This is a genomic window from Natronolimnobius sp. AArcel1, from assembly GCF_011043775.1.
In the GTDB taxonomy this organism is placed as follows: domain Archaea; phylum Halobacteriota; class Halobacteria; order Halobacteriales; family Natrialbaceae; genus Natronolimnobius.
In genome coordinates, this window is the sequence record NZ_JAAKXY010000002.1 from 580,137 (window position 1) to 593,110 (window position 12,974).

At 61.0% G+C, this 12,974-nt stretch carries 17 protein-coding genes and 1 pseudogene; 9 read left to right on the forward strand and 9 right to left on the reverse strand.

From position 1 onward, the window contains the following. Positions 1-2: 2 nt before the first annotated feature. A complete protein-coding gene (locus G6M89_RS07000; protein WP_241175232.1) occupies positions 3-503 on the reverse strand; it encodes a DUF3592 domain-containing protein in 501 nt (166 codons plus the stop codon). Positions 504-681: 178 nt separating this feature from the next. Between G6M89_RS07000 and G6M89_RS07005 the strand changes: the two genes are divergently transcribed. The 4 genes from G6M89_RS07005 to G6M89_RS07020 all read left to right on the forward strand — a co-directional run bounded on the left by G6M89_RS07005 (position 682) and on the right by G6M89_RS07020 (position 3,878). Beyond that, entirely contained in the window at positions 682-1,698 is a 1,017-nt protein-coding gene (locus G6M89_RS07005) for a hypothetical protein (protein WP_165161075.1), read from the forward strand. 86 nt (positions 1,699-1,784) lie between these two features. After that, positions 1,785-2,021 (forward strand): hypothetical protein, encoded by a 237-nt coding sequence (locus G6M89_RS07010; protein ID WP_165161076.1) that lies wholly within the window; start codon positions 1,785-1,787, stop codon positions 2,019-2,021. A 62-nt stretch (positions 2,022-2,083) separates the two neighbouring features. After that, positions 2,084-3,166 carry an aminopeptidase gene (locus G6M89_RS07015; RefSeq protein ID WP_165161077.1) on the forward strand — a complete coding sequence of 361 codons (1,083 nt, stop codon included), beginning with the start codon at positions 2,084-2,086 and terminating at the stop codon, positions 3,164-3,166. 298 nt (positions 3,167-3,464) lie between these two features. Further along, positions 3,465-3,878 (forward strand): universal stress protein, encoded by a 414-nt coding sequence (locus tag G6M89_RS07020; RefSeq protein WP_165161078.1) that lies wholly within the window; start codon positions 3,465-3,467, stop codon positions 3,876-3,878. A gap of 50 nt (positions 3,879-3,928) precedes the next feature. On the opposite strand, the pseudogene G6M89_RS07025 reads toward G6M89_RS07020, so the two are convergent. Next, positions 3,929-5,254 (reverse strand): annotated as a pseudogene (locus G6M89_RS07025) (RNA-guided endonuclease InsQ/TnpB family protein). Between the two features lie 166 nt (positions 5,255-5,420). Further along, positions 5,421-5,930, reverse strand: coding sequence for a twin-arginine translocation signal domain-containing protein (locus G6M89_RS07030; RefSeq protein WP_165161079.1), 510 nt, complete (start codon positions 5,928-5,930; stop codon positions 5,421-5,423). 123 nt (positions 5,931-6,053) lie between these two features. On the opposite strand from G6M89_RS07030, the gene thiE reads away from it, so the two are divergent. From thiE to G6M89_RS07050, 4 genes are all read left to right on the forward strand, one after another. Continuing rightward, positions 6,054-6,722, forward strand: coding sequence for a thiamine phosphate synthase (gene thiE / locus G6M89_RS07035; RefSeq protein WP_165161080.1), 669 nt, complete (start codon positions 6,054-6,056; stop codon positions 6,720-6,722). Next, entirely contained in the window at positions 6,715-7,557 is an 843-nt protein-coding gene (thiM, locus tag G6M89_RS07040; RefSeq protein WP_165161081.1) for a hydroxyethylthiazole kinase, read from the forward strand. Before thiE ends, thiM begins: the two co-directional genes overlap by 8 nt. Before the next feature lie 66 nt (positions 7,558-7,623). Beyond that, positions 7,624-7,896: a hypothetical protein gene (locus tag G6M89_RS07045; protein ID WP_165161082.1), complete on the forward strand. Its 273-nt coding sequence runs from the start codon at positions 7,624-7,626 to the stop codon at positions 7,894-7,896. Between the two features lie 78 nt (positions 7,897-7,974). Continuing rightward, positions 7,975-8,406 carry a universal stress protein gene (locus G6M89_RS07050; RefSeq protein WP_165161083.1) on the forward strand — a complete coding sequence of 144 codons (432 nt, stop codon included), beginning with the start codon at positions 7,975-7,977 and terminating at the stop codon, positions 8,404-8,406. Here the strand turns inward: G6M89_RS07050 and G6M89_RS07055 are convergent, their stop codons facing one another. The 5 genes from G6M89_RS07055 to G6M89_RS07075 all read right to left on the reverse strand — a co-directional run bounded on the left by G6M89_RS07055 (position 8,407) and on the right by G6M89_RS07075 (position 11,301). Next, complete coding sequence (locus G6M89_RS07055; RefSeq protein ID WP_165161084.1) at positions 8,407-9,042, reverse strand: rubrerythrin family protein; 636 nt, start codon at positions 9,040-9,042, stop codon at positions 8,407-8,409. It abuts the gene before it with no gap. Between the two features lie 78 nt (positions 9,043-9,120). Further along, on the reverse strand, positions 9,121-9,330 hold the full coding sequence (locus G6M89_RS07060; protein ID WP_165161085.1) for a hypothetical protein: 210 nt from the start codon (positions 9,328-9,330) through the stop codon (positions 9,121-9,123). A 56-nt stretch (positions 9,331-9,386) separates the two neighbouring features. Beyond that, positions 9,387-9,821 (reverse strand): hypothetical protein, encoded by a 435-nt coding sequence (locus G6M89_RS07065; RefSeq protein WP_165161086.1) that lies wholly within the window; start codon positions 9,819-9,821, stop codon positions 9,387-9,389. 3 nt (positions 9,822-9,824) lie between these two features. Next, complete coding sequence (locus G6M89_RS07070; protein WP_165161087.1) at positions 9,825-10,352, reverse strand: hypothetical protein; 528 nt, start codon at positions 10,350-10,352, stop codon at positions 9,825-9,827. Between the two features lie 91 nt (positions 10,353-10,443). Next, positions 10,444-11,301, reverse strand: coding sequence for a sulfurtransferase (locus tag G6M89_RS07075; RefSeq protein ID WP_165161088.1), 858 nt, complete (start codon positions 11,299-11,301; stop codon positions 10,444-10,446). Positions 11,302-11,583: 282 nt separating this feature from the next. Between G6M89_RS07075 and G6M89_RS07080 the strand changes: the two genes are divergently transcribed. Beyond that, complete coding sequence (locus G6M89_RS07080) at positions 11,584-12,381, forward strand: sulfurtransferase (protein WP_165161089.1); 798 nt, start codon at positions 11,584-11,586, stop codon at positions 12,379-12,381. 17 nt (positions 12,382-12,398) lie between these two features. On the opposite strand, the gene G6M89_RS07085 is transcribed toward G6M89_RS07080, so the two are convergent. Continuing rightward, positions 12,399-12,788, reverse strand: coding sequence for a hypothetical protein (locus G6M89_RS07085; RefSeq protein ID WP_165161090.1), 390 nt, complete (start codon positions 12,786-12,788; stop codon positions 12,399-12,401). Positions 12,789-12,974: the final 186 nt, after the last annotated feature.

Below are 12,974 nucleotides of genomic sequence, written 5' to 3' on the forward strand. Positions count from 1 at the left end.
GTTCACTCGAGTGAGTACTCGTCGCTCCCATCGTGCTGGCGCTCTTCGCGGACTGTCCTGAACAGATAGACTGCGCCGGCGATCGCAATGGCCGCTCCGGCGAGTACGAACAAGAGCGGGGCATACGAGCGGTCGTTCTCGAGAAACGCCTCGTCGGGTTCGCTGGGGTCGAGATAGACGGTTACCTCCTCGCCTTCAGGATACTCATCAAGTACGGACTGCGCTGCAGAGCGCGAGGAGTCTCCGGCTCGAGAACTGGCAGCGTCGATGTTCGAACTGATGTAGGTCTCGCCCTCGTACTCGTACTCGAACTCCACGTCCGGGTAGTAACTCGTGCCCGAGTTGCTCGAACTGCGCCGGTCGATGTCTGTCTCAAGGATCGTCGCGTCGACTTCGATGGCGTTCTCGAGGCGGTCATCCTGGGTCTGGTAGTCCGCGTACCCGTACCACAGTACCGCCAGTCCGGCAACGATCATGAGGGCGTATTTCGTTTTGTCGTCCATGGGTGGATGAACGCGAACCTGTCGCGTGACTGCCCGCTGTCTATTCAAATTCAGAAACGTATCTGTATTTATTTTTCCCTCCTGTAATGTTCCGAACCATGTCGGCCCGCCGCGAGTGTATCCTGAGTCGTCGCCGACCATCAACACGTTGAATATCCTATCGTTTCTCGTCGAACGTATGGTCCCTACACCCGACGAACCGCCCGGTGACGATCTCGACTCCAACTCAGACGCCTCATCGGCCACCCAGTCAGGCAGCCCGTTCCCGAGACACGTCTCTCGAGCGTCCGATCGGTTTGGTAGCCTTCTTCCGTTCGTAATCGTTCCGTTCGTCCTGTCACTGTTCCCGCTCGAGCAGTTTATGCGCACGCTCGAGCCACGCCGCGGGGTTTCGATCAATCTTGAACTCCAGTTTCCGTCACCGATTCTCGATTTGTGGTCGTTTATCGACGCACCGGAGCCAGTCACGTCCATGACGGTTGGCGAGCCAACGTCGCCGGGCACGCCGGGATCTGACCCGTTCGCAACCGGAACGGGGCCGGGCTCCAGTTCTGAGTTCACCATCGACACGCCGTTTGAGAGCGTTGTCATGCCGGCCCAATCGTTCGGCCTCGAGATATTCGGCTGGATTGCGCTCCTGATAGCCATCTACGGCGTCATCGGCGCTGCTATCACTGCTGGCTACCTCGGCGGAATCGACCGTCGACTCCGCGGTGAGCGCGCCGCACCGCTGACGTGCATCGCCCAGTTTGCGCCGCGGATGCTGTTGTACTACGCCGTTTTCTTCGGAGCGATGCTCCTCGCGCTTCCAATCCTGCTGATCGCACCCTCGCTGTTGCTCCTCGCGATCCCACTTCTCATCCTCATCGGCTACCTCTTTTATGCAGTGCCATTCCTGCTCATTGTCGACGATGCAGGCGTCCTCGAGAGTTTCCGGCGCTCCTACAGCTTCGCGCTCTCTGGCGGCCCCTACCTCTCCTTTGCACTCTGGCACGTCGTCGTCACTGGCATCTGTTCGCTCGTCCTATCGGTGCTCGCAAGCGGCGGTGGCGTGGGCGTGCTCATCGCTCTTATTGTCGTTGTGCCGCTTTCGCTCATCTTGACGGGTGCGACGGTGTCGTTCTGTCAGGAACTCGTCGACGACGACTCCTCGGAACCCGATACTGGTACACGTGACGCCCAGTCCTGGCAGTAGAGCCGGTATCCTACCCTTTCTATCTCGTCACTGTGGAGAACCGATATGAACAACTGGGACGGCTGCGAGCGGGTGAGTACACCTCCATGACCGACGAGCAACCCGAAACGACCCCAGCGTCGACCAGCCGTGCCCGACAACTGGTTTCTGTGCTCCGGCTCGCGGCGTTCGCACTCGTCATTGTCGGCTTCGTGGGCTGGCTCGAGGCCGGCTATGTCGACCTCGAGTCGCCGTACACGCTTGCCTTTGGACTGGGCGTCGCGTGTGCGCTGGGTTCGATCTACCTGGGTATTTTTCTGGCTGACGGCGGCGACGGCGAGTAGCGGCGTCCACGGGAGCGTTTCGATTCGAAAACGGTATCCCGCCGTCTCCGGTACCGTGTGACATGGATCCGCGAATCCGCGAACACGCCGAACTCATCGCGAATCACTCGGTCGATCTCGAGGCAGGCGACAATGTCGTTATCGACGCCCATCCCGTCGCAGAGGACCTCGTCGTTGCGCTGCACGAGGTTATCGGAGACCGTGGCGCGAACCCGGTGACGACGAGTCAGCGAACCGGAAAACGCAGCCAGCGCGCGTATCTCCGCGCCAGCGATGACGAGTTCGAGACGCCCGACCACGAACTCGCGCTCATCGAGAACACCGATGTCTACATCGCGATTCGCTCCAGCGACAACGTCACACAGAGCAGCGACGTCAGCCCCGAAACGCAGGCCGCCTATCAGCAGGCCCATCAGCCGATTCTCGAGGAACGCCTCGGAACGCGATGGTGTCTCACCCAGTATCCAGCGCCGGCGAACGCCCAACTCGCCGAGATGAGCACCGAGGGCTACGAGAACTTCGTCTGGGATGCGGTCAACAAGGACTGGGACGAACAGAAAGCACACCAGGCCAACATGGTCGATCTCATGGACGGCGCAGACGAGATCCGCATCAAAAGCGGCGACACGACCGACGTGACCATGTCCATCGCGGGCAACCCGACGCTGAACGACCACGGCAAGCACAACCTGCCCGGCGGCGAGGTTTTCACCGCGCCGATTCCCGACAGCGTCGAGGGCGAGGTGCTGTTCGACATGCCGCTGTACCATCAGGGCCGGGAGATCACGGATGTGTATCTCGAGTTCGAGGGCGGCGAAGTCATCGAACACTCGGCGGCGAAAAACGAGGAGACGCTGACCGAGGTCCTGAACACAGACGAGGGTGCGCGTCGACTCGGCGAACTCGGTATCGGGATGAACCGCGATATCGACCAGTTCACCTACAATATGCTGTTCGACGAGAAGATGGGCGATACGGTCCACATGGCCGTGGGTCGGGCCTACGATGATACGATTGGTGAGGGCAACGAGGGCAACGACTCCGCCGTCCACGTCGATATGATCGTGGATATGAGCGAGGATTCGGTCATCGAAATCGACGGTGAGGTCGTCCAAGAAGACGGGACGTTCGTGTTTGAAGAGTAGGACCTGCGACGAGCGCAGCGAGTCGCGGTCTTTTCATCGAAGTTTTGCGCGAGGGTGAACGAAGTGAACCCGACGCGGAAAAGTTCGGACTGGGACGTTCGTGTTCGAAGAGTAACACCCGCGACGAGTAGTGCGAATCGTGACCTTTTCATCGAAGTTCACAAGCGCGACGCGCTTGTGGGACCATCAGAAATCGGTAATTTTTGAGGGCGGTTTTACGCGAGGGTGAGCGAAGCGAACTCGAGCAGAAACCGTCTCGAGTACCCGGATTTATCTTTCTCGCAGACCAATTGGCTGTATGGCAATTCTCGTCGCGTACGACGGCTCGGAACCAGCACAGAAGGCAGTCAGGCGCGCCTTTGACGACTATCCCGACGAGGAAATCGTTCTCCTCCGGGTCGTCGAAGTCGCGGACAGTTTCACCAAAATGAGCATGCAGGCGGTCCAAGAGATGCTCGGAACCCGGCGCGAGGAAGCCTCCGAGGAACTTCACGCTGATATAACTGATCTCAGTGCTGGCGATGTCGACTTGCGGACCGAAATTGCAAGCGGTGACCCCGCTCGAGAAATCGTCGTCTACGCCGAGGAACACGATATCGACCACATTCTCATCGGCAGTCACGGCCGGGAAGGCGTCTCGCGGGTCCTGCTCGGCAGCGTTGCCGAGGGTGTCGTCCGCCGCTCGCCCGTCTCGGTGACTGTCGTCCGTTGACATCCTCCACACGGCTGAAGCCGTGGGATTCCGCGTTGGGATATTGTGGTTTACGACGTGATCTGTTCTTGAGGTGCAAATGCACCAGTTTCCTTGTCAAACAGGAACGTCGATGGCTGTGCCAACCAGCCGTTACTCCTATCTCCCCCATCACAGGCGAGACTCGGAGATACTTGTTGTCGAATGTTCTCTGCGCCGTTGACGTCCGCGTTCATCACTGCCCCGCAGTCATCGCACACGTACAAGCCGCGTTCAACACGGTTTGCCTTGCGCTCCTGACCACAACACGAACACGACTTCGACGTAGCCCGCTCGGATACGTGCTCAACCGTGATGTCTTCCATCTCCGCCTTGTATTCGAGCAGGTCGGTGAAGCGATCGAACGCCCACGAGTGCAGGTCGAGGTTGCCGTGCGTACCCCAGTCCTTTGAGTCGCCGTTCCCCCCATCTTCGCGGATACCGGAGAGGTTACCCACTACAATCGTTCCAACACCCGCCTCAACACACCGTTCAACGATGTGCTTTGAGAGTGTATGGAAGTAGTGGGTTCGGCGAGCCGACTTCTTCTGATGCAACCGATTCGCTTGCTTGGAGTCGGCGTCGTCACACCGGGCAATCCGCTTGCTGAAGTAGTAGTCGTCCTGTTTCAGGCAGTTCAGCGGATACAGCTCGGCATGGCCATCTTCGTAGGCGAGTGCGGCGAAGTTGGTGATGCCGAGGTCAACACCCACGGTCTTCTCACCCGGTGCTTCGGCCACTTCGATCTCGACTTTACACACGAAGTGGAGTTCCCATTCGTCACCCGTCCAGACCGCTCGTACTTGTTGAACACTTTTAACTTCAGAGAGGTCAACGTCCGGACGAGTCTGGTACTCACAGAGGATGAAGTCCGACCAGTTTTCCTTGAGGTTCGACCCCTTTGAGAGTCGAACGCGGTCGTACTGGGTGTCGAGTTTGAAGCCAGCGGCTTTGAATGTGACCGTGCTTCGCGGATGGTCGTCGCCGTGTTTGCGGTAGCCGGGCGGGTTCGCTCGTTTGTCTCCGTTGCGTCGTTTGCCGTACCAGCCATTAAACGCCTCAGCGAGTTCTTGAAGAACGCGCTGGCTTGACTGAGAATGGAGGTCATCGTAGCGTTCGTGGCTCTTGAGATACGCGGTGAGTTCGTCGTGTTCAGGGATGTAGTCGATTTCGTCCCAGACACGACTGATTGTCCACCGTCCGACGTCGTGAGACTACGTCTCACGGGCTATCAGACGTAGTCTGATAACGTTCCAGAGTTTTGAGACGGCGAACCCGAGCGAATCAAGGTCGTCAGACACCTGTGACTGGTTCCTGATGGAAGCAGTGTAGGTGCGGGTGACGACCTGTTTCGCCATGCGTAACCTATGTGGAGAAACCAACTTGAAGGTATGGATCGTGCAACGTGGAATATCCAGCTTGTTGTGAAACGTGGAGTGATTCAGCAGTGACGGCTTCATCCACACGGCTAAAGCCGTGGGCTTTCGCCTGTACTTTCTGTAAGGCTCATTCTTACTCTTACTCTCACTCGAGGTCAGCGGACTCGAGGACGGTCACGTCGCCGCGTTGGCCCTCCTGTTGGTACTCACAGCGGTAGGTCGCCATCTCGGCTGTCGCCTCAAAGGTCAGTGTTTCGCGCTCGCCTTCGACATCGGTGCCGTCAGTTGTGTAGTCGTTGACGACCTCTTGCTCAGCGTCCCAGACGGCGATATTGTGGTGCATGCCGTCCTGATTCTCCCAGGTGAGGTCGTACTCGTGGCCCTCGAGAAGCACCAGCGTTGGGTTCTCGACGAGTTCGATTGGAGCGGGGTCGCGCCCGACCCAGCCGCCGACGTAGCCGTCGAAGCGAATGCTCGAGACATCTGCCCACGCCTCAGGGTCGGTGTCACCCTCGGTCGTCTCCGCGATGTCGACGACGGGGTCGTCCGCGGCGCTGTCTGCGTCGTCTCCGAGACAGCCCGCTGTGACCGCGACTGCGGTCGTCGCGCCGATGCCGGCGAGGACCGTCCGCCGGTCGATTCCAGTTGGGCCCATCGAGCGCTCTAGGCCACGAGCACGCATAAACAACCGTTCAGGACGCTTTGACTGTCGCTTCGAGCGAGACGTTTTCGAGCAGCGACCGAAGTCGCTTAGTGCAATCACCGCCGAATACCAGCCGTGAATTTCCCGCACTGGCAGACCTATCTCGTCACGCAGGCGTCGATCTCGGCTGGGCGTTCAACAGCCGAAATCGTCGAGCGCGCGATTGCCGGCGGCGTCGATGCCGTGCAACTGCGCGAAAAGGAGAGTGACACGCTCGAGCGCTACGAAGTCGGCCGCGAACTGCGCAAACTCACGGCCGAGGCAGGCGTCGATCTGGTCGTCAACGACCGACTCGATATTGCACAGGCAATCGATGCTGATGGCGTCCACGTTGGCCAGTCGGACCTGCCGGTCGCGGTTGCTCGCGATCTGCTCGGACCGGATGCGATCATCGGCTGCTCGACGGGCACCGTGGCGGAAGCCGAGCAGGCTGAAGCCGACGGCGCGGACTACCTTGGCGTGGGGACAATATACGGCACCTCCTCGAAGGACGTGAGTCGGTACAAAGACGGCGTCGGCCCGGAACGCGTCGCCGAAATCGTCGACGCGGCCGATATCCCAGTCGTCGGCATCGGCGGCATTACCGCCGACAACGCAGCCCCAGTCGTTGAAGCCGGTGCAACTGGCGTCGCCGTCATCTCCGAAATCACCGCCGCCGACGATCCCCAAGCCGCCACCGAAGCGCTTGCAGCGGCCGTCGAAAGGGCAACGGCACTCGAGAACGGAGGGCAAGTCAATGAGTAGTGACTTCGACCCGTCGAGTCTGACTGGCGACGACTTCGCAGACGCACTCGAGACGCTCGAGTCGGGCAGTCCGCTCGTGCATTCGATCACCAACGAGGTGACGATGAACGACGTGGCGAACCTGATTCTCCACTGGGACGCGCTGCCGGTGATGGCCGACTCAGACGGCGATGCAGGCGAGATGGCATCCATCGCGGACGCCGTGTTGTTCAATACGGGACAGGTGCCAGAACGCCGAGTCGATGCGATGCACGACGCGGCCGAGTCGGCCGCCGAGAGCGGCGTGCCGATTGTTCTCGATCCGGTCGGTGTCGGTTCGACACCGACGCGCCAGGGCGTCGCCGAGGACTTACTCGAGGAAACAGAGTTTGCGATCATCAAGGGCAACTACGGCGAGATCAGCGCGCTCGCGGGCGTCGAAGCCGAGGTCAAAGGCGTCGAGTCCGTCGGCGAGTACGACAACATCGAGGAGACGGCCCGCTCGCTCGCCGAGTCGACTGGCTCGGTCGTCGTCGCAAGCGGTGTCGAGGATGTCGTCGCGACGGGCGACACCGTTGTCCGCATCGCAGCAGGGGACGAGATGCTCTCGACCGTCGTCGGCACCGGCTGTATGCTCGGTGGCACCATCGCGGCCTTCCGCGGCGCACTCGAGGACGACGCGGCTGCTGCCGTCTACGGGACGCTCGCGTTCGGAATCGCTGGTGAGCGCGCGGCCGACGCCGAGTATGCGGGACCAGCGAGCTATCGGACCGCGTTCCACGATACAGTTGCTAACCTGTCGGCGAGCGACCTCGAGTCAGTTGATCTCGAGGCTCGAGTCGAACTGCTCGAGTAGGCGGGAACGTCGGATTTCCAACTCTTGATTGAAACCATTTTATCCGCGACTGCTGAACGAGAGCCTATGACACGAGAACATCTCGAGGATGCTGCCGAGACACTCCAAAATGCGGCCGATGCAGCCACAGACGAGGAAACACGGGATCGTCTCCAGACTCAATCCAGCCAACTCGCAGACCACGCGACGGCCGACCGTGGCCCCGACCATGGCACGCTCGCCCGACACGAGCACATCTTGACGGAGATCGCCGACGAGGAAGGCGGTGACGTTGCCACGTCCGTTGAGGACGCCCTCGAGTCGATCCGGGCGTTTCGAGAGACTGTCACCGGCGTCTGATCGCTCTTGGATACCGACTCTTCTCAGCCTGTAGGAACAGGTGTGAGTGCTATACGCGTTGGCGTCCTAGAGATATGTATGACCATCCTCGTCGCAACCGATGGCTCGGAAGTGAGTGATACCGCAATCGAACACGCCGCACGGGCCGCACGCGCGTGGGATGAGCCCCTCGAGATCGTCCACGTCCTGACGCCTGAGACGGAACTCGTCGACGGGACGCTCGTCCTCCCTGGCGAAGACGAGGCCGTCGAATACGGCGAGCGGACGGTCCAGCAGGCACAAACCATCGCGGCCGACGCCGTCGTTGGCTCCGGGGGAGACCTCGAGGTCACGACGGAACTGCTCGCGGGCCGACCCGCTGACGCGATCACAGACCACGCTGCAGCGACCGATGCGCGCATGATCTACGTCGGTCACCGCGGCCTCTCGGAGGAACGCGAACAGGTCGTCGGCAGCGTCGCGAAAACGGTCGTCGATAAGGCAACGGTGCCGGTGACGATCATCAAGTAATCAACAGACCGGCTTCGGGTTCGCGCCCATCGCTTCTAAATTTTCGACGTACTCGCCGTAGGCGGCCTCAATTGCACCCGTCGCGGCGTCTTCGGCGCGGTCCCAGTCGTCGTCGCTTTCACAGACGTCCTCGAGCAGGTCACTGACGCGCTCGAGCTGGGCGTCCAAATCGTCGCCAAAGTCGCGGAAGACGCCGGCGGTCTGTGGGTCAGCATCGCCGACGAAGTAGCCGACGACCTGTTCTTTCGAGCGCTTGCTCGCGAGGACGCGCCCCGCAAACGCGCCGACGCGCTCGACGGTCGACTCGAGGCCGCGCAGGTACTCGTGGAGGTCGGGGACGTTCTGGGGCTCGTACTCGTCGTTCCCGAGGTGCTCGAGGACGGTCTCGAAGTGTTCCTGCTCCTCGTCAGCCGTGGTCGCGAACGCCTCGCTTGCGGCGTCGGTGTCCTCGTCGTCGGCCCACGCGCTGAAGGTCTGCCAGGCGGCGTGTTCGGCGTCTGCTGTCGCCTCGAGGACGGGTTCGGTGTCGATGTCGCCGCCGGTGTCGGCGTACAACGATTTCGACGACCCCAATCGGGAGAGGGCGGTCTGATTTTCGTCGCGAACGGTCTCGAGGAAGGCGTCTGCATCGGTCATGGACGGGCGTTCGGGCGGGCGGGAGTTAGGCCTATCGTCATCTCGAGTGATTCCAGCGGAGTTTGGTACTCGGCGACCCTACTGTCTAGGGGCAACCAAATATCCGATCACAGCCGCGAACAGTCCGCAAAAGACGACAACAAGAATGAGATCAGCGATGATCCGAATCCCGGCGGATCCGTCGCCGCCGAGACTGACAAAGCCGACCGTGAGGACGGCGATCAGTACCAGCAGGAGCTGATTCGTCGCTTTCCGACTCGAGAGCCACGGTCGATTTGCATCGCTCATTAGTTGAGGATCCAACTCGAGTATGATACGGATTCCGATGGCTCCTGCACACGTTTTCAACTGTGGGTGTCCGAAAGACGGTCACTAACCCACTCGAGGACGCCGAATAGCACCGCGAGATGGTGACTCGAATCCAGTGACGAGGAGTCGACGCTCTCCGCATCGGGCGGCGGATGGAAGTGTGCCCGCGGCGCGTTCGGCTTGGGATGGCGATCCCAGCGACACTGCCAGGGAGTCTCTTCGTCGTCACGAATTTCGAGATAGTGCACGGTGTAGTCACCGCCGACGAACCACCGGACGTCGAGTCGGACCTCGACGATCTCATCTGGATACTGAGTGTGATCAACCTCGAGTTCGAGGACACGCGGCGAGAGCGAATCCGGCTGGAACGTCCAGTCGGTGACGAGTGGATGCGATGCCCCGCGTCGGGCGAGCACCTCGAGCGTCGGAATATCGAGCGGGCCACTTGGCTCTTCGGGACGGTCCGCCATCGCTCAGGCTCGAGCCCGACGGTCGCTGCGCGACTCCGCTCGCTGAATGGCCCGTTGTACCAGCGTGATGTCGCGTCGGATCGTTCGCCACGTCGAGAGGTCATCCCACCGTTCGTGGAGTTCGTCGTGGTCGCTCGAGGGGTCCTCGCCGACGACGACGGCGTCCGGCTCCGGAACGCCGTATTCCTCCTGCAATGCGTTATCTTCGGCCAGTAACTCCTCGAGGCGGGTTCGGAGTTCGCTTACGTCGTGGTCCGCTGCGAGGCGCTCAATGCGTTTCCACCTGAAATACGAGGGGTTGCGCCGGTAGGTCGCGGGTCGCGTCTCCGTCCGCGTCGCAATCCCCATCTCGACGAGTTGCTCGAGAGCCTTCCGCGCGCCGGTTTCGGAGCAGTCTGCCCACTCGGCGAACTGCTGTGCGGATGCGGAGTCGGTCGTGCCGACGAGCACGTCGTAGACTCGCTGGAACGTCGTCCGGTCGTCCGTCCAGTCCGTCGCCACGCTCGTCGGTGATTCGTCGACGTCGGTCATACCGGACCTTCGGCTGAAACACACATATGTGTTTCTCCGCGCGTATATCTGTGCTAAAAGGAATGCTCGAGTGCCGGTGGTGTGTCGGTGCTTACTCGCCCTTCTCAATCGGCGCGTTCACGAGATTACCCCACTCGGTCCACGAGCCGTCGTAGTTGACGGCGTCGTCGTAGCCGAGCAGTTCGTGCAGGGCGAACCACGCGACCGAGGAGCGCTCGCCGATGCGGCAGTAGGCGACGGTCGTCTCGTTGCCGTCGATGCCTTCCTCGCCGTAGAGATCCTCGAGTTCCTCACGCGTTTTGAAGGTGCCGTCGTCGTTCGTGACGGCGGCCCACGAGATGTTCTTCGCGCCCGGGATGTGGCCGCCGCGCTGGGCAGTTTCCTGCAGTCCTGGTGGGGCGAGAATCTCGCCGCTGTACTCCTCGGGCGAGCGAACGTCGACGAGTGGGACGCCGCGTTCGATTGCGTTTTCGACGTCCTCGCGGTAGGCGCGGATGCTCTCGCGCGGGCCGGCGGCGTCGTACTCGACTGCCGAGAACTCCGGAACTTCGTCCGTGGTTGGATAGTCGTTCTCGAGCCAGTAGCTGCGAGCGCCATCGAGCAGGTAGACGTCCTCGTGGCCGTAGTACTTGAACTGCCAGTAGGCGTAGGCGGCGAACCAGTTGGCGTTGTCACCGTAGAGGACGACCGTCGAGTCCTCGCTGATGCCGTGGCTGCCAAGCAGGTCCTCGAAGTCTTCCTTCGAAAGGATGTCTCGAGTGGTCTGGTCCTGCAGTTGGGTCTCCCAGTTGAAGCCGATTGCACCGGGGGCGTGTTCCTCCTCGTAGGCTTCCGTGTCGACGTCGACCTCGACGAGTCGAAGGTCGGAGTCGTCGTCTTGGAACTCCTCGAGTCGGTCCTCGACCCAGTCAGCCGTGACGAGCACGTCGTTGGCGTAGTCTGTTGCCATACCAATTCCTATGGATGCAGTAGTTATAGGGCCTCTCGAAGCGGTTAATGGAGACACTGGTCGACCGTGTCGGTGACAGTTGCCGCTATCTCGGGTGGGCCGAATTCGGCGATTGTCGCGAGCGTCCTCCCTGCTGTCGGTTCGCTATCACCCTGGTTTGGGACCCGTCATATGCACCCAGCGAGTCGTCCCGAACCGGAGAATTATGCCGCGAGCTCGGTACCCAGGGAAGTGGTGCCGCGACCGGTGCGTTATGGGCGTCGCGGCGATATCCTCGAGATAATGGACGATTCCTTCGTTGTCTCCCCCGACTGGCTCGCCGCACATCTCGAGGACGCCGACGTTCGCGTGGTCGACGTTCGCGACGCCTGGGAGTACGACGGCATCGGGCACGTGCCCGGCGCTGTCTCCGTTCCCTTCGACAGCTATCGCGACGAAACCGACGTGGATCGAGGCACCTTGCCGGGAGCCGATGCCTTCGCTGCACTGCTCTCCGACGCCGGGATCACTCCCGAGGACACCGTCGTCGCCTACGACGACACCCACGGCGTCTTCGCCGCTCGGTTCGTACTTACCGCCCTTGTGTACGGCCACGCGGACGTGCGCCTGCTCGATGGCGACTACAGCGCCTGGAACCGCGACCACGAAACGACGAGCGACGCACCCGACGTCGCTCCGACCGACTACGAAGCCGACCCGCTCGAGCGCGACGACAGCCCACTCGTCGGCCTCGAGGCGGTCGAGAACGCGCTCGAGCGCGACGCCGTCTTCGTCGATACGCGCGAACAGGCCGAGTTCGAGGAGGCTCATCTACCGGGTGCGGTACGCTTCGACTGGCGCGAGGTCATCGACGACGAAACCCGTCGACTGAAGCCCGCGGACGAACTCGAGGACTTGCTCGCCGAGCACGGCATTACGCCCGACCGCGAGATCGTCCTCTACTGTAACACCGCCCGGCGAATCAGCCACACCTACGTCGTCCTCCGGGCGCTCGGCTACGAGAATGTCGCCTTCTACGAGGGGAGTTTGACGGAGTGGTTGGCTAATGATGGCGAGGTGGTGACGGGCTCGAGCGAGTGACTGGACGGCATCGGTCGTTACGTGAACTTATGCGAGACGGACGCGAGGTAAAAGAGGATAATACCCGATACGAGTACGCCGATCAGGTTGAACATGATGAGGTCGAATAACAGACCGATCCCGTAGAACACGTACGCCCACGTCAGCGCGGTTGCGCTCATGTTCAACAGTCCGATAATGACGACCAGGTGGGCAATATTGAGTCCGAACAGGAAGAGCGCAATGGTGGCAGCGACGCCCCCTATCCCCAGTAACTGGAAGATTGGAAGGAACGAGACAAGGATGCCGAGGATGCCGAGTCCGCAAATAATTGTAACGCCCAGTGGGCGGTCCGTTCCGCCTGTAGACGAAGGCCGTCTCGAGTGCCTCGTTGAGTTTCCTCTTGATGAACGGGGACCTGGTTGCATACCCCCTCATTCAAGTAATCAAACAAGTGTTTTGTGACTGGCTACAGCAGTTTCAGATCGTGACACTGCGACGCTCGAGCGCCTATATAGTAACAACTGCAACTATTTACACACTGATCGCACGACGGCTGTGCGATCAGGTGTGCAGTGACTTGCAGTGGCTACTATAGTTCCGCGATCCGAAGA

Bases quoted from the DNA above. Each gene is read 5' to 3' on its own strand.
- G6M89_RS07000 (WP_241175232.1), bottom strand. From the start codon at position 503: ATGGACGACAAAACGAAATACGCCCTCATGATCGTTGCCGGACTGGCG.
- G6M89_RS07005 (WP_165161075.1), top strand. From the start codon at position 682: ATGGTCCCTACACCCGACGAACCGCCCGGTGACGATCTCGACTCCAAC.
- G6M89_RS07010 (WP_165161076.1), top strand. From the start codon at position 1,785: ATGACCGACGAGCAACCCGAAACGACCCCAGCGTCGACCAGCCGTGCC.
- G6M89_RS07015 (WP_165161077.1), top strand. From the start codon at position 2,084: ATGGATCCGCGAATCCGCGAACACGCCGAACTCATCGCGAATCACTCG.
- G6M89_RS07020 (WP_165161078.1), top strand. From the start codon at position 3,465: ATGGCAATTCTCGTCGCGTACGACGGCTCGGAACCAGCACAGAAGGCA.
- G6M89_RS07030 (WP_165161079.1), bottom strand. From the start codon at position 5,930: ATGGGCCCAACTGGAATCGACCGGCGGACGGTCCTCGCCGGCATCGGC.
- thiM (WP_165161081.1), top strand. From the start codon at position 6,715: ATGAGTAGTGACTTCGACCCGTCGAGTCTGACTGGCGACGACTTCGCA.
- G6M89_RS07045 (WP_165161082.1), top strand. From the start codon at position 7,624: ATGACACGAGAACATCTCGAGGATGCTGCCGAGACACTCCAAAATGCG.
- G6M89_RS07050 (WP_165161083.1), top strand. From the start codon at position 7,975: ATGACCATCCTCGTCGCAACCGATGGCTCGGAAGTGAGTGATACCGCA.
- G6M89_RS07055 (WP_165161084.1), bottom strand. From the start codon at position 9,042: ATGACCGATGCAGACGCCTTCCTCGAGACCGTTCGCGACGAAAATCAG.
- G6M89_RS07060 (WP_165161085.1), bottom strand. From the start codon at position 9,330: ATGAGCGATGCAAATCGACCGTGGCTCTCGAGTCGGAAAGCGACGAAT.
- G6M89_RS07065 (WP_165161086.1), bottom strand. From the start codon at position 9,821: ATGGCGGACCGTCCCGAAGAGCCAAGTGGCCCGCTCGATATTCCGACG.
- G6M89_RS07070 (WP_165161087.1), bottom strand. From the start codon at position 10,352: ATGACCGACGTCGACGAATCACCGACGAGCGTGGCGACGGACTGGACG.
- G6M89_RS07075 (WP_165161088.1), bottom strand. From the start codon at position 11,301: ATGGCAACAGACTACGCCAACGACGTGCTCGTCACGGCTGACTGGGTC.
- G6M89_RS07080 (WP_165161089.1), top strand. From the start codon at position 11,584: ATGGACGATTCCTTCGTTGTCTCCCCCGACTGGCTCGCCGCACATCTC.
- G6M89_RS07085 (WP_165161090.1), bottom strand. From the start codon at position 12,788: ATGCAACCAGGTCCCCGTTCATCAAGAGGAAACTCAACGAGGCACTCG.